This is a genomic window from Mesorhizobium sp. M1307 (assembly GCF_040318155.1).
GTDB lineage: Bacteria > Pseudomonadota > Alphaproteobacteria > Rhizobiales > Rhizobiaceae > Mesorhizobium.
The window spans coordinates 1-18,417 of record NZ_JAMYLR010000071.1 but is presented as its reverse complement, the minus strand read 5'-3'; the positions used below and the strand labels follow the sequence as shown (position 1 = coordinate 18,417).

At 60.1% G+C, this 18,417-nt stretch carries 19 protein-coding genes and 1 pseudogene; all 20 read left to right on the top strand.

Going from position 1 to position 18,417, the window contains the following annotated elements:
- Positions 1-305 precede the first annotated feature (305 nt).
- The 20 genes and pseudogenes from NKH16_RS33515 (at position 306) to NKH16_RS33420 (ending at position 18,063) form a co-directional block, all read left to right on the top strand.
- A complete protein-coding gene (locus tag NKH16_RS33515; protein WP_352779064.1) occupies positions 306-692 on the top strand; it encodes a hypothetical protein in 387 nt (128 codons plus the stop codon).
- A 188-nt stretch (positions 693-880) separates the two neighbouring features.
- A complete protein-coding gene (locus NKH16_RS33510; RefSeq protein ID WP_352903744.1) occupies positions 881-1,477 on the top strand; it encodes a Tn3 family transposase in 597 nt (198 codons plus the stop codon).
- A 114-nt stretch (positions 1,478-1,591) separates the two neighbouring features.
- Positions 1,592-1,696, top strand: coding sequence for a hypothetical protein (locus NKH16_RS33505; RefSeq protein ID WP_352779059.1), 105 nt, complete (start codon positions 1,592-1,594; stop codon positions 1,694-1,696).
- Positions 1,697-1,954: 258 nt separating this feature from the next.
- Positions 1,955-2,281: a helix-turn-helix domain-containing protein gene (locus tag NKH16_RS33500; RefSeq protein ID WP_352903746.1), complete on the top strand. Its 327-nt coding sequence runs from the start codon at positions 1,955-1,957 to the stop codon at positions 2,279-2,281.
- The gene (locus tag NKH16_RS33495) at positions 2,256-3,512 is read left to right on the top strand and encodes a type II toxin-antitoxin system HipA family toxin (protein WP_352903742.1); all 1,257 of its coding nucleotides are present in this window, start codon (positions 2,256-2,258) and stop codon (positions 3,510-3,512) included. Before NKH16_RS33500 ends, NKH16_RS33495 begins: the two co-directional genes overlap by 26 nt.
- A 477-nt stretch (positions 3,513-3,989) precedes the next feature.
- A complete protein-coding gene (nifH, locus tag NKH16_RS33490) occupies positions 3,990-4,883 on the top strand; it encodes a nitrogenase iron protein (protein WP_352903740.1) in 894 nt (297 codons plus the stop codon).
- 98 nt (positions 4,884-4,981) lie between these two features.
- Positions 4,982-6,484 (top strand): nitrogenase molybdenum-iron protein alpha chain, encoded by a 1,503-nt coding sequence (gene nifD / locus NKH16_RS33485; protein ID WP_352903738.1) that lies wholly within the window; start codon positions 4,982-4,984, stop codon positions 6,482-6,484.
- A 128-nt stretch (positions 6,485-6,612) separates the two neighbouring features.
- Entirely contained in the window at positions 6,613-8,154 is a 1,542-nt protein-coding gene (gene nifK, locus NKH16_RS33480) for a nitrogenase molybdenum-iron protein subunit beta (protein ID WP_352903737.1), read from the top strand.
- 63 nt (positions 8,155-8,217) lie between these two features.
- The gene (gene nifE, locus NKH16_RS33475) at positions 8,218-9,708 is read left to right on the top strand and encodes a nitrogenase iron-molybdenum cofactor biosynthesis protein NifE (protein WP_352903735.1); all 1,491 of its coding nucleotides are present in this window, start codon (positions 8,218-8,220) and stop codon (positions 9,706-9,708) included.
- Positions 9,709-9,716: 8 nt separating this feature from the next.
- Positions 9,717-11,099, top strand: a complete 1,383-nt coding sequence (nifN, locus tag NKH16_RS33470; RefSeq protein ID WP_352903733.1) for a nitrogenase iron-molybdenum cofactor biosynthesis protein NifN — start codon at positions 9,717-9,719, stop codon at positions 11,097-11,099.
- A complete protein-coding gene (nifX, locus tag NKH16_RS33465; protein ID WP_352903732.1) occupies positions 11,065-11,568 on the top strand; it encodes a nitrogen fixation protein NifX in 504 nt (167 codons plus the stop codon). The genes nifN and nifX overlap by 35 nt, the downstream gene beginning before the upstream one ends.
- A gap of 12 nt (positions 11,569-11,580) precedes the next feature.
- The gene (locus NKH16_RS33460; protein WP_352903730.1) at positions 11,581-12,060 is read left to right on the top strand and encodes a NifX-associated nitrogen fixation protein; all 480 of its coding nucleotides are present in this window, start codon (positions 11,581-11,583) and stop codon (positions 12,058-12,060) included.
- A gap of 27 nt (positions 12,061-12,087) precedes the next feature.
- Complete coding sequence (locus tag NKH16_RS33455) at positions 12,088-12,873, top strand: response regulator transcription factor (protein ID WP_352903729.1); 786 nt, start codon at positions 12,088-12,090, stop codon at positions 12,871-12,873.
- A 107-nt stretch (positions 12,874-12,980) separates the two neighbouring features.
- The gene (locus tag NKH16_RS33450; protein WP_352903727.1) at positions 12,981-13,868 is read left to right on the top strand and encodes a universal stress protein; all 888 of its coding nucleotides are present in this window, start codon (positions 12,981-12,983) and stop codon (positions 13,866-13,868) included.
- Between the two features lie 791 nt (positions 13,869-14,659).
- The gene (locus tag NKH16_RS33445) at positions 14,660-14,923 is read left to right on the top strand and encodes a hypothetical protein (protein WP_352903725.1); all 264 of its coding nucleotides are present in this window, start codon (positions 14,660-14,662) and stop codon (positions 14,921-14,923) included.
- A 289-nt stretch (positions 14,924-15,212) separates the two neighbouring features.
- A pseudogene (locus tag NKH16_RS33440) lies at positions 15,213-16,380 on the top strand (TlpA disulfide reductase family protein).
- 316 nt (positions 16,381-16,696) lie between these two features.
- A complete protein-coding gene (locus NKH16_RS33435) occupies positions 16,697-17,167 on the top strand; it encodes a DUF269 domain-containing protein (RefSeq protein WP_352903723.1) in 471 nt (156 codons plus the stop codon).
- Positions 17,168-17,192: 25 nt separating this feature from the next.
- Complete coding sequence (locus tag NKH16_RS33430) at positions 17,193-17,396, top strand: CCE_0567 family metalloprotein (RefSeq protein WP_352815894.1); 204 nt, start codon at positions 17,193-17,195, stop codon at positions 17,394-17,396.
- A complete protein-coding gene (gene fdxB, locus NKH16_RS33425; protein WP_352548332.1) occupies positions 17,393-17,710 on the top strand; it encodes a ferredoxin III, nif-specific in 318 nt (105 codons plus the stop codon). The genes NKH16_RS33430 and fdxB overlap by 4 nt, the downstream gene beginning before the upstream one ends.
- 62 nt (positions 17,711-17,772) lie before the next feature.
- Positions 17,773-18,063, top strand: a complete 291-nt coding sequence (locus tag NKH16_RS33420; RefSeq protein ID WP_352816020.1) for an exopolysaccharide production repressor protein — start codon at positions 17,773-17,775, stop codon at positions 18,061-18,063.
- The last annotated feature ends 354 nt before the right edge of the window (positions 18,064-18,417 follow it).

The window sequence follows — 18,417 nt, the reverse complement described above, 5'->3', positions numbered from 1 at the left end:
CCTCAACCTCGTCGAGAGATAGCATGGAGCACTGTTCGCGATGTCCTCGCACACCTGTTCGCGATGTCTCCGGTCCAAACACCCCGAGCTGCTGCCAATCGCGGCTGTTGCGGGCAAAACGCGATACCTCGCGTGCCGCTACCGCCCCTTGGCAATCCCCGATGGATGCTGTGCCGGGAATGCCATCCAGGGATGGTCGGTGCCTTCGCGCCGCTGAAGGAAATTTGTCCCGATCGAGCGACACCGGAGCTAATGGAACTGACGGCGCGACTAGGAAGCATGCTGCCTACCGGCAGGCGGAGAAGGTGCTGGCCGATTTCCTGCCCACTGAACCGACTGAGACGCATGCGACCGTGCGGAAGCGTACCATCAGGATCGGCAAGCGGCTCGACGATCAGGTCATGCAGGAAACTTGGCGCGCGAGGTCCCAAACGGATGACCGATGCCAGCTTGAGATGCAGCTTCCCGGAGATCATCGCAAAGAGTTCGTCATCAGCATTGATACGGTGCACATTCGTAGCGCGGATCAACATTCGGCGCGAAATTTCGAGCTCGTCGTGGCCAGATGCGGCCGCGGGGACGGGGCGAAAGGGGCGGTCGCTATTTCGTTACCGGCAGCACCGACCAGCAGGCAATCCGCGATCGTGCTCTTCACTCTCTCCAGGAAGGATATAGCGGCTTTGGGGATGTGACGGTGATCTCGGACGGCGCCAAATCCTAAAGCGGCTGCCCGCGCCGTGCCCAAAACGACGACCCACATCATCGACTGGTTTCATATTGCCATGAAGATCCAGCCCATGCAGCAGATCGCCGATCACATAGTGCGATCCCGATCCGGCCCCTTTTAAGCGCTTCCAACCGCCGACAGGACATCAGAGCCGTGAAGTGGCGTCTGTGGCATGGGCGGGCCGATCGTGCGATGCGCGACCTGGAGCAACTTCTAGTAAGACTGAAGGAAGGCGAGTTCTCGATCGCACGGCTTCACAGCCTCGGAGCGCAGCTCCTGACCTATGTCCGATCGAACCGCGGCGCGATCGTCTACTATGGAAAGCGCTGCCGGGCTGGGCTTCGCGTCGCCACCACTCTGACCGAGTCGGCGGTGAACTCAGTCCTCCGGAAACGTATGGTCAAGAAGCAGCAGATGCGGTGGTCGCTTCACGGTGCGCATATGCTCGTGCAGGTCCGGGCGGCGGAGATCAATGGCGAACTTCGCAACCGGCTGCGGGCGCCTTTCCGACAGCCAGAACTGAACGGGCCTCTAATAGCCTACGCGCTTACCGTCTATCTCAGCCGCGCTGTCGATTATGTCCGCGGCCAGGGCATCGATATTCCCGCCGAGTTGCTCTCCGAGGTCGCACCGCTTCTTTTGGCTCATATCGCACTCACCGGAGACTATCTCTGGAAGGAAATTGACCGACCCCTCGAACGCTTCATCCGCGCTAACCGCTTCAGTCCAAACAATTTCGAATTCCCTTAGCGGGTACTATTGTAGAAATGCCCACGGAGCCCCGGTTACAGGCAGCCCGCGAACGCGGGCGAAGGTGGACGCCGTCCGAAACTAACGCCCGATCAGCGCTCCGAAATCATCGGCATGTTAAATGAAGGCCGTCCGGCAGCTGAAATCGCTCGTCTCTTTCGCGTTCATAGGGCCACCGTCGGGCGCATCGGCGCCGAGGTCAAAATAGCCGTTCGCTGAATGTTCTTTCAGTTGGCCGTTTTCGCGTACGCATCTGGCCCATTCGGTAGAAACTCCGGTGGGCGGTGTCCATAGCAGCTGTTCTCGGAGGATGCGCGGCGCTAAAGGCAGGGAGATCCTCGAATGAAGGATTGATCTCTTTGCATATCATTATCTTCATATATGATACGCGAACAGATCATAAAGGCTTTGACCCGCTCGCTGGATGAGATACCTTTGCGTATCATCGCGCATCGGAACAGATCGTATAGGTACATGATGGACTCTGAATCGGAGATTCTGCGCGAAATCGGTGGGCTTTTCAGGCAGGCGAGGGTGGCCGCTGCCATGACGCAGGAGCAGGTCGCTGATTTGGCGGGTATATCCCGTCCCCGCTATCGCGACATCGAAAAGGGAGCCGCAGCGGCGCGTGCGACGACGCTCATGAATATCGCTCGCGCGCTCGGTCTGGAAATGATGCTGGTTCCGCAAGTCATGGTGCCGGCTGTCCAGGCTCTATTGCGTCCGCATTATGATGACGATCGACCCGCCTTTGTTTCTCAACCTGACGATGACGATCATGGCTCCAGTCTTTCGCGCACCTAAGACGATCCCGTCGCTGGACGTGCTCTTGAACGCACTGAAGATCGGCACAATCGTTAGGACGCCGGGTGATTTCCATGCATTCAACTTCGATGAGGCCTACCGCGCGACCAGCGGCTTTCCGGTTTTCAGCCTGTCGTTCCGGGCAGCGACGGGAGGATTGCGGAAAGATCCGAAGCCTCTGGCGGGCGTCTTGCCCGCTTTCTTCGCGAACCTCCTGCCGGAGGAGAAATTGCGCGAGGCGATGGAAAAGCACCACGAAGGCAATGTGCGGCCAGGCAATGATTTCGATCTTTTAGCTGCGCTGGGCGCCGATCTGCCGGGAGCGGTACGGGCGTTGCCCAGTGACAGCGCGATAGCAGTTTCGCAGGATGCTTCAAAGGATAAGCCCAAGGCGCGGTTCTCACTTGCTGGCGTGCAGATGAAGCTGTCGGTCATGAAGAACACTGGAAAAGGCGGCGGCCTGACCTTGCCGATGGACGACGAGCAAGGCCGATACATCGCCAAGTTCCCTTCGACGGCGTTTCCAGGCGTTTCCGAAAATGAATTCGCCAACCTCGCGCTGGCCGCAGCGATCGGCATGGAGGTGCCTGAACGCGAACTTATCGAGAAGTCCGATTTCGAGGATATTCCCGAGGAATTCAACACGCTGGCAGAGGGCAAGGGCCTTCTCGTCAAACGCTTCGATCGCGGCGCCGATGGCGAGAGGATTCACATCGAGGATTTCGCTCAGGTCTTCGGTGTCTATCCCTCGCGCAAATATGAGGGCGCCGCGTATCACGACATAGCCTGGGCCCTTGGCGTGGCCGTCTCACTTACGGCGGCTCTCGAATTCGTCCGCCGCCTGGCGCTGACGGTCATCACTGGCAATGGCGACATGCACCTGAAGAACTGGTCTTTGATTTATCCCGGCAACGGCGACAAGCCGGTGCTTGCACCAATCTACGACGTCCTGTCGACCGTGCCATATATTCCCGCCGACGCCATGGCGCTGTCGCTTGGAGGGGAGCGCTCATTTAAGGCGCTAGCAGCACCGCGATGGAAAGCATTTGCGAACCGTGCAAGGCTTCCGGAGCCGGCAGTCCTGAAGGCAGTGGTCGAGACCGTCGAACTCGTCAACGAGCACTGGTGGCATCTGCCTGAGCGCGAGGTTGTCGCAGCGAAAGTACTCGAGCGGATCGACGAACATGTGAAGGCGATGACGCCGATACTGAACTCCTGCGCCGATAAGTGAGCCGAGTCCCCTTGGGTTGGTGATATGGCGGAATTATCGCCCGCGGCCCGTATGGATGGCCGTGGATCGAAGGTATGCCAGCGTGGCGCAAGATTCGGCGCAGTGTCCACGAGGACACGCGTGAGCAAGCACGTCAGCTCGCCGACAGAAGAGTTCGCAGCATCCCGCAATTACAAGAGGGTCGAGATGCTGTTCGCCACCTCAACACAACGATGCGGTTCGAACGAATGCGGTGACTGAGGATCGCTATCCGACGTTTTTGTCGCCAATGTCGGGTCCGCTACACGGCTTGTTCCGACGATCCTTTCTTTGGTCTCAAGCTAAATCCCTGAAAAGCAAACATGAAATTTATTCTTCGGTTCGATCAGCCAAATTGGCACGAGTCTTGAGACCCTTGGGTGCGAGGCGGCGACAGCTGCCCGACCGGCATTCATGTCGCGGCAGCCGCGATGAATGGAACGAAGGAAGGAAAGCTACATGTCAGGTTTGCGTCAGATCGCCTTTTACGGCAAGGGCGGCATCGGCAAGTCCACCACCTCCCAAAATACGCTCGCCGCCCTTGTCGACCTCGGGCAGAGAATCCTCATCGTCGGCTGCGACCCCAAAGCCGACTCCACCCGCCTGATCCTGAACGCGAAGGCGCAAGATACGGTCCTTCACCTCGCGGCAGAGGAAGGTTCGGTGGAAGACCTGGAACTCGCGGACGTGCTCAAGGTCGGCTACAAAGGCATCAAATGCGTGGAGTCGGGCGGCCCTGAGCCGGGTGTCGGCTGCGCCGGTCGCGGCGTGATCACCTCGATCAACTTCCTCGAGGAGAACGGTGCCTACGACGATGTCGACTATGTCTCCTACGACGTGCTCGGGGATGTGGTGTGCGGCGGTTTCGCGATGCCGATCCGCGAGAACAAGGCCCAGGAAATCTATATCGTCATGTCCGGCGAGATGATGGCGCTCTATGCCGCCAACAACATCGCCAAGGGCATCCTGAAATACGCCCATTCGGGCGGCGTGCGGCTCGGCGGCCTGATCTGCAACGAGCGCCAAACCGATCGCGAGCTCGACCTCGCCGAAGCGCTGGCTTCCAGGCTGAATTCCAAGCTTATCCACTTCGTGCCGCGCGACAACATCGTCCAGCACGCCGAGCTCAGGAAGATGTCCGTGATCCAGTATGCGCCGGACTCCAAGCAGGCCGGGGAATACAGGGCGCTGGCCGAGAAGATCCATGCCAATTCGGGCCAGGGCACCATCCCGACCCCGATCACCATGGAGCAACTCGAGGACATGCTGCTCGACTTCGGCATCATGAAGACGGATGAGCAGATGCTTGCCGAGCTTCAGGTCAAGGAAGCGGCCAAGGCGGCCGCACAGTAGCGACCGCTGCCGACATGAGGCGCCGCCTTACGTGGTGCGCCTTTCAAAGAACGGCGCCTCGTCGGTGAGGCGTCACCCTGAACCTTGAAAGGGGTCCCATGAACCTGGAATACGAGAATGACGGCGCCCTCCATGCGAAGCTTATCGAGGAGGTGCTCTCGCAATATCCTGACAAGGCGGCGAAGCGCCGCAAAAAGCACCTCAGCGTCGCAAAGAGCGGCGACGAGGCTGGCGAGGAAAACGAGGTCCTTTCCGAATGCGAGGTCAAATCGAACATCAAGTCCATCCCCGGGGTGATGACGATTCGCGGCTGCGCCTATGCCGGCTCGAAAGGCGTGGTGTGGGGTCCAGTCAAGGATATGGTCCATATCTCGCACGGCCCGGTCGGCTGCGGGCAATATTCCTGGTCGCAACGCCGCAACTACTACGTCGGCACGACGGGCATCGACACGTTCGTCACGATGCAGTTCACCTCCGATTTCCAGGAGAAGGACATTGTTTTCGGCGGCGACAAGAAGCTGGAACGGATCATCGACGAGATCGAGGAACTGTTTCCGCTGAACAAGGGCATGACCGTGCAATCCGAATGTCCGATCGGCCTGATTGGCGACGACACCGAAGCGGTGTCCCGCAACAAGGCCAAGGAGCACGAAAAGACGATCGTGCCGGTGCGCTGCGAGGGCTTCCGCGGCGTCTCGCAATCACTCGGCCACCACATCGCCAACGACGCGATCCGTGACTGGGTGTTCGACAAGAAGGACGTCGAGTTCGAGGCCAGCCCGTACGATGTCAATGTGATCGGCGACTACAATATCGGCGGCGACGCCTGGGCTTCGCGCATCCTGCTCGAGGAGATGGGCCTGCGCGTGGTCGGCAACTGGTCGGGCGACGCTACGCTGGCCGAAATAGAGCGAGCGCCAAAGGCCAAGCTCAATCTCATCCATTGCTACAGGTCGATGAACTACATCTGCCGGCACATGGAGGAAAAGTATGGCATCGACTGGATGGAGTATAATTTCTTCGGCCCCTCCCAGACCGAAGCCTCTCTGCGCAAGATAGCCAAGCATTTCGGGCCGGAAATCGAAGCCAAGGCCGAGGCGGTCATCGCCAAATACCGGCCCCTGGTCGATGCCGTCATCGCCAAGTACCGGCCGCGCCTCGAAGGCAGGACGGTGATGCTCTATGTCGGCGGGCTGCGCCCCCGTCACGTCGTCACGGCATATGAGGACCTGGGCATGGTTATCGTCGGTACTGGCTACGAGTTTGGTCATAACGACGATTATCAGCGCACCGGCCATTACGTGAAGAAGGGCACGCTGATCTATGACGATGTGACTGGTTACGAGCTGGAGAAGTTCATCGAGGGGATCCGTCCTGATCTCGTGGGCTCCGGCATCAAAGAGAAGTACCCGGTCCAGAAGATGGGCATACCGTTCCGTCAAATGCATTCCTGGGATTATTCCGGCCCGTATCACGGCTACGACGGCTTCGCCATCTTCGCCCGCGACATGGATCTGGCCATCAACAACCCGGTCTGGGGCCTCTACGACGCTCCCTGGAAGAAAAGAGCCGAGCCGTCGGCGGCGATCGCTGCGGAATGAAACCTGGCCTCCCGGAAGCCGGGAAGGCCGATGAACGCCTGCGGCCCTTTGTCCGCGGGAGACCTGAAACGTTTCGACGTCCCTGTGCCGCCGTATGGCGCGGCCAGATGGAGAAGAGGTAACCATCCATGCCGCAGTCGGCTGAAAAAGTTCTCGACCACGCGCCCCTGTTCCGCGAGCCGGAATACAGGCAGATGCTCGCCGAGAAGAGGCTGAATTTCGAATGTCCGCACCCGGACCAGGTCGTTACCGATCAACGCGAATTCACCAAGACGTGGAAATACCGCGAAAAGAACCTCGCTCGCGAAGCGCTTGTCGTGAACCCCGCCAAGGCCTGCCAGCCGCTCGGCGCGGTGTTCGCGGCTGCTGGCTTCGAGCGAACCATGTCCTTCGTTCATGGCAGCCAGGGCTGCGTGGCCTATTACCGATCGCACCTGTCGCGCCATTTCAAGGAGCCTGCTTCGGCAGTTTCCTCCTCGATGACCGAGGACGCGGCAGTGTTCGGTGGCCTGAAGAACATGGTCGACGGGCTCGCCAACACGTACCAACTCTATGACCCGAAGATGATCGCCGTCTCGACCACTTGTATGGCGGAGGTTATTGGCGACGACCTGCACAGCTTTATCGAGAACGCCAAGGACGAAGGCTCGGTCCCGCGCGACTTCGACGTGCCCTTCGCCCACACGCCGGCCTTCGTCGGCAGCCATGTCGACGGCTATGACGTTACGGTCAAGGGCATTTTGGAGCATTTCTGGAAAGGCGAGGAGCGCACGGAAGCCGAGGGAACCATCAACATCGTTCCGGGTTTCGACGGCTTCTGTGTTGGCAACAACCGGGAACTCAAGCGCCTGCTCGATCTGATAGGCGTGTCCTATACCTTCATCCAAGACGCCTCTGACCAGTTCGACACGCCGTCCGACGGCGAATACCGCATGTATGACGGCGGCACGAAGATCGAAGACGTGAGGAAGGCACTCAACGCCGAGGCGACGCTGTCGCTACAGCACTACAACACCCGAAAAACACTGGAGTATTGCGAGGGGGTAGGGCAGGCGACTGCCTCGTTCCATTACCCGCTCGGAGTCCAGGCGACCGACGACTTCCTGATGGAGGTCTCCGCGATTTCCGGCAAGCAAATCCCCGAGGCAATCCGCCTGGAGCGCGGCCGACTTGTTGACGCCATGGCGGACAGCCAATCCTGGCTGCATGGCAAGAAATACGCCATCTACGGTGATCCAGACTTTGTCTACGCCATGGCCCGCTTCATCATGGAGACGGGCGGCGAGCCGACCCATTGCCTCGCCACCAACGGCACCTCGGCCTGGGAAGCGGACTTGAAGGAACTGCTTGCATCCTCGCCCTTCGGCAAGGATGCTCAAGTCTGGGCGGGCAAGGACCTCTGGGCGATGCGCTCGCTGCTCTTCACCGAGCCGGTGGACCTGCTGATCGGCAACTCCTATGGCAAGTATCTGGAGCGCGACACGGGCACGCCGCTGATCCGGCTGACATTTCCGATCTTCGACCGCCACCATCACCATCGGTTTGCGCTTATGGGCTACCAAGGCGGGTTGCGCGTCCTGACGACGATCCTCGACAAGATCTTCGACAAGCTCGATCGCGAGACAGGCGAGACGGGCGTGACGGACTATTCGTATGACCTCACCCGCTAAGCATGGCGGCCGGCTCTTCGGTTAGGCCGGTCGTCTTCCCGAGGGACTTTGGAGACCGACGCAATGTCCTCGCTCAGAGCCAAAATCCAGGATGTCTTCAACGAGCCCGCCTGCGAGCAGAACCGCGGCAAGGATGCCAAGGCGCGCAAGGAGGGCTGTTCGAAGCCACTGACCCCCGGGGCGGCGGCCGGCGGCTGTGCCTTCGATGGCGCCAAGATCGTGCTGCAGCCGATCACCGACGTTGCGCATTTGATCCATGCGCCGCTCGCCTGCGAGGGCAATTCCTGGGACAACCGCGGTGCGGCTTCGTCCGGGCCGACGCTGTGGCGCACGAGCTTCACGACCGACCTCACCGAACTCGATGTTGTGATGGGGCAGGGCGAGCGGAAGCTCTTCAAAGGGATCCGCGAGATCAATGAAGCGTATGGGCCGCCGGCTATCTTCGTCTATCCGACCTGCGTGACGGCGCTGATCGGCGACGACATCGAGGCCGTCTGCAAGCGGGCGGCGGAAAAGTTCGGCCTGCCGGTGGTGCCGGTCAATGCGCCGGGCTTCGTCGGCTCCAAGAATCTCGGCAACAAGCTTGCCGGCGAGGCGTTGCTCGAGCATGTCATCGGCACGGTGGAGCCCGACGATGCCGGCCCTTACGACATCAACATTCTTGGTGAATTCAACCTCTCGGGCGAATTCTGGCTGGTGAAGCCGCTCCTTGACCGGCTGGGCATCCGGGTGCGCGCCTGCATTCCGGGCGACGCGCGCTACCTCGACATTGCCTCCGCGCACCGCGCCCGGGCGGCTATGGTGGTGTGCTCGACCGCGCTCATCAATCTCGCCCGTAAGATGGAGCAGCGCTGGGATATTCCGTTCTTCGAGGGCTCCTTCTACGGCATCACCGACACCTCGGAAGCGCTCCGACAGATCTCTCAGCTGCTCGTGAAGAAGGGTGCCGATCCGGAGATCCTCGGCCGCACCGAGGCATTGATTGCAGATGAGGAGGCGATTGCGTGGAAAAAGCTCGCGGCCTACCGGCCGAGGCTCGAAGGCAAGCGCGTCCTGCTCAACACCGGCGGTGTGAAGTCCTGGTCGGTCGTCCATGCGCTGATGGAGATCGGCATTGAGATCGTCGGCACCTCTGTCAAGAAGTCGACCGTCGAAGACAAGGAGCGCATCAAGCAGATCCTCAAGGACGACAACCACATGTTCGAGCAGATGGCGCCGCGCGAGCTTTACGCCATGCTCTCAGAACACAAGGCCGATATCATGCTGTCGGGCGGGCGCACGCAGTTCATCGCGCTGAAGGCCAAGACACCCTGGCTCGATATCAACCAGGAGCGCCAACATCCTTACGCCGGCTATGACGGCATGGTGGAACTCGTACGCCAAATCGACCTCGCCATTCATAACCCGATCTGGCGCCAGGTGCGGGAGCCGGCACCATGGGATTGCCAGCCTGCGATGAAGGACGAAGTGCCGAGCACAAAGAGCGAGACCCCGACCGTCCAGGCTTTCAAGAAATTCGCCGGCACAATGACCGACGATTTCGGCGAGTGTTGAGGAAGCCGATGGTCCGCATCCTTCCCCAGACCAAAGCGGCGGCGGTCAATCCGCTGAAGTCATCGCAGCCGCTGGGTGCCGCCTTGGCCTTTCTTGGCGTCGACGGCGCGATGCCGTTGTTCCACGGCAGCCAGGGGTGCACCAGCTTCGCGCTCGTGCTCTTCGTGCGGCATTTCAAGGAAGCCATCCCATTGCAGACAACTGCGATGGACGAGGTGGCGACGATCCTCGGCGGCGCAGACCTTCTGGAAGAGGCGATCCTCAACCTCAAGGCCCGCACAAAGCCAACGCTGATCGGGGTCTGCACGACGGCGCTGGTGGAAACCCGGGGCGAAGACTGCGCGGGAGATATCGCCAATATCAGGCTGAAGCGCACGGAAGAACTCGCGGGTACGGAGGTGGTGCTAGCCAACACACCGGATTTCGACGGCGCGATCGAAGAGGGCTGGGCCAAGGCGGTCATCGCGATGATCGAAAGGATTGCGCGGCCCGGCGAGCAGGCGCGGCAGTCGAAGAAGATCGTGATCCTGCCTGGCTGGAACCTCACTGTGGCTGATATCGAGCATTTGCGTGAGATGGTTGAAAGCTTTGGACTGAAGCCCGTGATTCTGCCGGACGTCTCCGGCTCGCTCGACGGTACGGTGCCCGACCGCTGGGTCACGACCACCTATGGCGGCACCAGCGTCGAGGATATCCGTGAGCTTGGCACGGCCGAGCAATGCATCGTCATCGGTGAGCATATGCGCCGCCCGGCCGAGCTGCTCCAGAGGTTGACCGGCGTGCCTTACGTGCTGTTCCGGTCGCTGACTGGATTGAAGGAGGCCGACCGGTTCGTCTCGCTGCTGTCCGCGGTTTCGGGCGCGGCGGCGCCGGCTGGGGTGCGCCGTCGGCGGGCGCAGTTGCAGGACGCGTTGCTCGACGGACATTTCCACTTTGGAGGCAAGAAAATTGCGATCGCTGCTGAACCAGACCAACTCTACCAACTCGCGAGCTTCTTCATCGGCATGGGCTCCGAAATCGCGGCGGCGGTCACCACGACCGACATGTCGAAAATTTTGGAGGAAGTACCGGCGCAGTCGGTTCAGATCGGCGATCTCGGCGATTTGGAAGCTCTTGGCGCCGGCGCTGATCTTCTCGTCACTCATTCCCACGGCCGCCAGGCGGCGCAGCGCCTCGGCATTCCGCTCATGCGGGTCGGCTTCCCGATCTTCGACCGGCTCGGCAGCCAGCACAAGCTCACAATCCTCTATCAGGGGACCCGCGACATGATCTTCGAGGTTGCCAACATCTTTGAAGCCAACCGGCACGCGCCGACCCCTGAGGCGCTTGATCCACTCCGTAAGCGAGAAATCCCAGATGAGCTCCGTTCGTCGCCTCTCGCTCGTCACTGACGAGGTTCACGCACCGACGCCGGAACGCCAAGCCGGCGCATTGCGCGTGGCGATCGCCACGCAGGACATGAAGAACCTCAACGCCCATTTCGGTTCGGCCAGGCGCTTTGCTGTCTACGACGTGATGCGCGAGGAGTGGAAGCTCGTCGAGGCCGTGGCCTTCGATGACGTTTCCGACGAGAGCGGGAAGCATAGGACTGAGGGCGATGATCGCATCACCCCGAAAGTCGAGGCGCTGAAGGGCTGTCATCTCCTGTTTTGTCTGGCTATCGGCGGACCTTCGGCAGCCAAGGTTGTTTCGGCAAAAATTCATCCGATCAAAGTGCCGCACCCCCAAACCATCCAAGAGGTGCTGTTGCGCACGCAGATGATGCTCAGGACGTGTCCTCCCCCTTGGTTGCGCAAGGTGCTGGCGCAGGCAGGTGTCGCCGAACAGAAACCGTCCTTCGAGGACGAGGACTTGAAATGAGGAGTGGGCGAAATGTCTGACGCCGTGGTTACCCCTGCTGTCGCCGAAGACGAGGCGGCCCTTGCCACCCCGTTCGTCAAATGTCTCGTGCGGCTGGTCCGGGCTCATGATTCCCACGGGTCTTGGGAAGGCAAATCGGACGCCGAGCTGCTGGGCGACTTCATCATCACCAGGGAACAGCGCCGTACGATCCCGATCATCGGCGATCCCGATCCGGACGTGCTGTGGAGGCTCGAGATGTTTTACACCGCCGTCGGGCTTGCGATCGAGGAGCGCTCCGGCCTGATGGCATCGCCGATGATGGAGATGAGCCATGAGGGCTTTGGGCGCGTGCTTCTCACGGCCGGGCGGTTGGTCGTTCTGTCGAAAACCCTGCGCGACGTCCATCGGTTCGGCTTCGAGACGTTCTGGAAACTCGCCGCGGCGGGCACGCAACTGGCCGGCGATGCGATCACAGCCATTGAAGCCTATCCCGAGGTGGCGCGGGCATGATGGAACCGATTTTCGAGCAAGGGGATCATGTCAGGCCTTGAGGACATGCGATGGCCAGCCCTCTCAATCGAGGCGATCGAGGCCGATGTGGTTCTTGGGGTAGCGCTGATGAAGCCACTGGTCCTGATCTGTTCGCAAGATGCGGAGTTGTATCTGTTCCTCAGCCACATTCTGGGGGTGGACGGCTTCACGAGTGAGCCGGCAGGCGGCGTGAAGGAAGCACTTGCGTTGGCCGATGAACGGGAGCTCCAGGCGGTAGTGCTGGACTGCGGGCCAGCAAGCGCGACAGGCTCCACAATCTGCGCCCGGTTCAAGGGCGAGCCCCGGACCGGCGGCCTGCCCGTAATTGCGCTGATCGCGCCCGGCGCCGAGAACCAGCACCTCGATCTCTTGAAGGCAGGTATTGACGAGAGCTTTGTGCGGCCCTTCGCGCCGGCCAAGCTGCTCGACTGTCTACGGACGAAGCTGGCGCTGCCAAAGCCGGGTTCGAACGGGATTGAAAACGGCGGCTGGATCTCCTGTGGCGACCTTGAGATAAGGCTCGATGCCCACCGCGTTCGGGGTAATGGCCACGAAGTCCACCTTGGGCCGATCGAGTTCAACCTGCTGCGGCTTTTGCTTGAGACTCCCGGCAAGGTCTTCACCAGAGACGAGCTGATCACCGCGGCCTGGCCGGCCAATATCCATGTCGGTGTACGCACCGTGGATGTCCATATCAGCCGGCTCAGAAGGGCTCTGAACGCGGCCTCCCCCTCCAGCGTCATTCGTACCGTCAGGTCGGCCGGCTACTCGCTCGAGTGGCCGGACGGCTGAATAGACAACCGATGTGGTGCCACTCCGCATTTCCGCCGTGCTGAGGGCAAGTCTTGCGGCTTCGAAACGCGCCGACAGGTACGACATATTCAGAAAGAAGCAGTCAAATGGCTTTCAGAAGCGTACTCAGTGTGACGGGAGCTGACCACTCCGATCAGGATGTCAGAACAGCTGCCAGTCTATGTGCCGAAGTCCACGCGTATCTTTCCGTACTGGTGATGTCGCCTCCGCCGCTCATTATGCCGTCTCCGCTGCTCGGCGATGGCATCCCCGAGTGGCCCAGACAACGCGCACAGGCCATCGCCAGACTGGACAAACGGTTTAGGCAGATCGAGAGATTTTCACAGGACACGGCCAGTCTGGAAAAAACATCCAGGGAAATTCACAAACTGCTGAGAGCCACGTGGCGGTGCTATGATGTCGATATTGCCAACTGCGATCAGCCCAGCGTCGGTGACGCGGTGCGACAGCGGGCGCTCTGCAACGACCTGACAATCATCGGCCCCGCACTTCTCAACGACATTAACCTCGGACCCCTAGTTATCAACGGCAGCCTGTTCGATACCGGAAAGCCGGTGCTTGTCGTGCCGGAGGGCGCTGAGGCGACTCTGTCGCCACGGCGCGTGCTGGTCGGCTGGGATTCGCGAGCCGAGGCGTCTCGTTCGGTTCGGGAAGCGCTGGATCTGCTAGCCGGTGCTGAGGAAGTTCGTGTCGCACTAGTCGATCCGGAGGCGACCTGCACCGGAAACGGCGCCGAGCCGGGAGCCGACATCGCTGCCTATCTCACTCGGCACGGTGCTCGGGTGTCGGTTGACCTGCTGCCGAGTGCCGGCAAACCGGTGGCCACGGTGCTCGCGCAGCACGCAATCGACACGTCTGCCAACATGATAGTCATGGGCGCTTACGGCAGCCGCCGGCTGCGCGAGAGGCTCTTCGGCGGCGTAACGAGATGGATAGTTGGGAAGCCGTCATTGCCGTTGTTTTTGGCTCGCTGACGGGTCCAAGCAGCACCGACGCTGTTCGAAGCTCTACTCCCCTGGGTCACCTATCCTGATGCCAAGTCGGAGGAAGATCGCGGCAAAGCGCCCTTTCGCGAAGCTCTTCGGTGCCAATCTGCAAGCGCCGTCGCCGAGACATCCCGGACGTCTCTAACGCGCGCTCGGGGGTTCTCCTCGCCCGAGATGATCCGTAACGCGGAGCCCAAAGGCCGCGCAGAGGTACAGGCGCTCCTCAATGCACTCAAAACCACCGCTTCAGGTCGGCGTCAGGTCGAGAAAGAGAGTCGTTTCAGCGCGGCAGGCCGCGTTCGGACCGTAGCCGCATCGTATTGGCGCTATCACGATTTCCCTCACCACTGGCCGGGAGCTGAACACCGCAACGACCGTGCAGTGGCCAAGGCACCGACCTTCGAGTCGGGACGGTCGGGCTCTTGCCGGCGTCGGCGCGAACGATGGCATCAATCACCTTGTCATCTCTGGGATGGTAGCCCGGGTTAGTGGCGGACAGCCGCATCTTCAGCCTTTCCCGTTGGTCCGGCCCAACCTGCGTGGCGACCGAGCGGTCTTTGGGTTGTCAATTCCGCCAACGCTCACGTCGCGCCACGAGGTCCCGTTGCACCTGAGCACCGGGAACACAGAAGATAAACACAAAGCAGGAATCCCGCAAAGTTCACCGGCCGGCACATGCCGGCGCTCATCCTGACCATTTCGCGACGATCATCGTCGTCTATCTGACGATGGCGGTATTCATGAGCTCAGCTGAACCGGCTTCGTCGTAAAGAACTCCTATGCCGCCAGCGCAGGAATTCAATCGCAAGGCGGGCGAGGGGGCACAGGCCGCGCTCGGATGGAGCGGCCCCTTGCAGATGGCGAAATCCGCTACCGCCTCCGGACCAGAACGGCAAGAAGCTCAAGCCAGTGGCGTGAAGCGGACGATGATGACGGGCCTGGCGGCAGCCAACGCAGTCATGATGTTCATCTGCTCGTTCCCTTGGCCCGAATACTGTTCCGTCATTCGTGGCCACGCTTTTCTGGCGGGGCGAAGCGCGTGATGCGTGTCCAAAACCGGACAGCGGCAGAAAACATGTTGGGTTCAATACAACCGGCCACCTTGGCATTTGGAGGCTGTTGAACCCGAAATCATGGGTTACTGCGCGTTGAGCGCGCTGGCACGGGCTTTGCGTATTGAGATGCGGCAACACTGAGTGAAGGCTTGCTTACGCAGACGCGGCGAGACGAGCGATGCTCTCCTTCGCTTGAACGCGTGTGCACCTCTCTAAGAGGGAAACAAGCCCGCGCATTAAGTCGCGCAACCTGTTGGCAACAGCTCTGGAGAGCAAAATGGTGTTGCGGATGGAGTCACCGGCTCCTTCGATCAAAGTGGAGAACTGGCTGCGTGGTGAGCCCCTTACGAACTTCCAGCCCGGCAAAGTTTATATCGTCGAATTTTGGGCAACTTGGTGCCGACCATGTTGTGGGGGAGATGCTCCATTTGATGCGGCTGCAGGAGAAATACAGGGACAGCGGACTTGAGGTCGTCGGAGTCGCGGCTAATGAAGACGCTCCAACGGCCGTTGAGGCTCGCACCAAGTTGGACGCGTGGTTGACCGAAAAGTGCTCGAATCTGAACTATCGGATCGCGTTCGACTACACAGGCGAAATGAACAAGCTTTGGATGAAACCCAGCTTTTCCGCCGGGATTCCGACTTCGTTCGTGGTCGACCGAGACGGCCACATCGCCTTTATTGGTCATCCGGGGCAACTCGATGAGATTTTGCCGAAAGTGCTCAACGGCAGCTGGCGCACCAGCGATGAAGCGAAAGCCGCCGATACGGAGCGGATCGCCAGAAGCGAATCCATGGCGCGTGAACAAGCGTTGAAGAAGCCGATCGATGACAGATTCTGGGCGGCGGTGAAGTTAGAAGATTGGAAGACGGCGCTCTGGGCGATCGAAGAGGGCATCGCCTTGATGCCGGACGACGTCAATTTCCGCCTGGCTCATGCGCATCTGTTGCTTCACAAAATTCAAGACATGTGGACCGGCTTGCCCGTGATGCGCCAATTGGTTCGCGACGCGATCGACAAAAACTCCGAGGACTGGATGGTTTCGGCGCTAGACCAACTTTTCCATCCGGCCAATGACCATTCGCGCCTTCCCCCTGCTGAGCGCTTCGCGATGGTCAAGGAGCTGTCCGAACATATCCTGGCGCTGAATCCCCCGCAAGGCGACAGCCCTAAGTTCCGGTCTATCCGGCGGTCGCCCGGTACTATCACGAGAACGGCAACAATGATCGCGATCGAGTTGGTCGAAATGGCACTGAGGTCGCTGGACGGTCCGGAGCCTATCCCGGCCGAATTGAAAGAGCAGCATCTGCCGGATTTGCTGCAGGCCCTCGCCAAGTACAGGGGTGGGAAGGTTTGTTGCGGCGCTCTCTTTGCGGCTCCGAAAAACAATTTCCCGAAGGTGCCAAAGCGCGGTCGGCCGAGGAGGAAAGATAAAAAAGGGTAATTGGTCGAAATGGCTTTTTCTCTAGCGTGGCCGCAGCAAGGAGGGTCCATGCAGCACTTGGTCGATCGTTTGCAGCAGGATCGAGGCTCGAATCTTCATCGCCTCCAGCCGCATTGCGGCGGAAGTGATGTTCGACGCGAATTCGCGTGGAAGACTCGCAGTGGAGGACGCGTCCAAGGTCGGCCACAGGAACGTCAATTGGGTGGAATCGGCCGCCCCGAGCCGGGCGTCGGCTGCGCAAGTCTGCCCGAAGTAGGCGTCTCCGAAAAAGGAAATCGTCCATCGAGGAAGAGGACTGCAATGAGGAGAATGTGAAATGTCTGACGCCGCAGTTAGCCCTGCTGTCACCGAGGACCAAGCAGCCCTTTCCACCCCGTTCGTCAAATGCCTCGTGCGGCTGATCCGTGCTCAGGAGTCCTACTGCTTATGGGAAGGCAAATCGGACGCCACGCTGCTGGCCGACTTCATCGTCACCAGAAGAAAGCGCCGTGCGATCCCTGGCATGGGCTATCCCGATCCGGACGTGCTGTGGAGGCTCGATATGTTTTACACCGCCGTCGGGCTTGCGATCGCGGAGCGTTTCCGCCCGGTGACATCGCCAATCATGGAGATGAAACCCGAAAGGCCTTCGGGCCCGTGCTTTTCAGGGCCGGGCGGTTGGTCGTTCTGTCCAGACGTCCACCGGTTCGGCTTCGAGACGCTTCGGAAACTCGCTGAGGCCGGAACGAAACTGGTCGACGATGCGACCGCAGCCATCGAAGCCTATCGCGACGTGGCGCCGGCCTGATGAAACCGATTTCGAGGAAGGGTTTATGTCAAAGCTAGATGAGATGGGGAAGAAAGTCCGAAAGCTTCAGCTGCGCGCGGCAGTTGCCAAGATGAAATTGCGCGACCTTGCAGAGGATCTCCCGGGAAAATGGAGGGAGATAGAGGAAGTTGCCGAGGAAACGTCCGCCGTTTTTGCCGAGTTGGATGGTGCCAAGAGAGAGCTCGCTGCAATGAAGAAGTTACGATGAGGAGCACATTCACCACCCGCGACGGCTCCGGATGGATGCCGGAATATCTCACCGCTATAGACGGCACGACCTGCATCGGCTGCGGCCGCTGTTTCAAGGTCTGCTCGCGCGAGGTCATGCATCTTTACGGCGTCGATGACGCGGGTGAAATCCTCGGCGCCTGCGACGACGAGGATGACGATTTCGACGGCGAGCTCAATCGCATGATCATGGTCGTCGATCATGCCGGCCGCTGCATTGGCTGCGGAGCCTGCGCCCGCGTCTGCCCGAAGAACTGCCAGACCCATGTTGCGGCCGACCAGGTCGCAGCATGATCTGAGGAGACAAAACCAGGAGAACGGCGTTGCCCTTTAGAATTTTTTGTCGCGTCCTGGGAATGGTCCAATGCAGCACTGCTCTGACCGTCTACTTCGCTTCTTATTCCATCGGCACAGTAGTCGTCACGACGCTGGCTTGTTCGCTGCTCCTTCAGCTGGCGTATTTCGCAAGCGTGCTCTTTCTGATCTTGCGGTCTGGCTGCATTAGCCGAGCTGGCCAAAGGGCTGAGCATTTCGGCAGTTCCAAGGAAGTTGGATCCGGGCCGCCAAACCTTGATGAGGTGACGAATGAATCCGCAGATTTGCTCCAGCGCGATCAAATGCGGGCCATATCGCTGCTGCTGCCTTGAGGCGCCATGATAAGGTCATTGCTCAAGTTAGCGCCACTTTGGACCAACCATAAACATTGAGCAGATATTAGGAAGTCCAGAAGTCTGGTCTCCAGGTTCACCTCATAGTCCGCCGCAGTGACGCCGCGATGCCAGGGGCACCATCCTATACTGTGCTTGAGGAGTCGCTGGTCACCGCAATCCGGTCATTCTAGTCAATCCAGGAGATGCAGTTCTTGAATGCCATACGCATTGCGGTACTCTCGCAGCACGCTGGCGTGCGGTTGCAATGACCTTGCCCCTCTTATCTAATCCGGTTTGAAGTTCGTTCTGGCCCATCGAGAGGACCAGGACATGAAACGTAGCCGCTTCTCT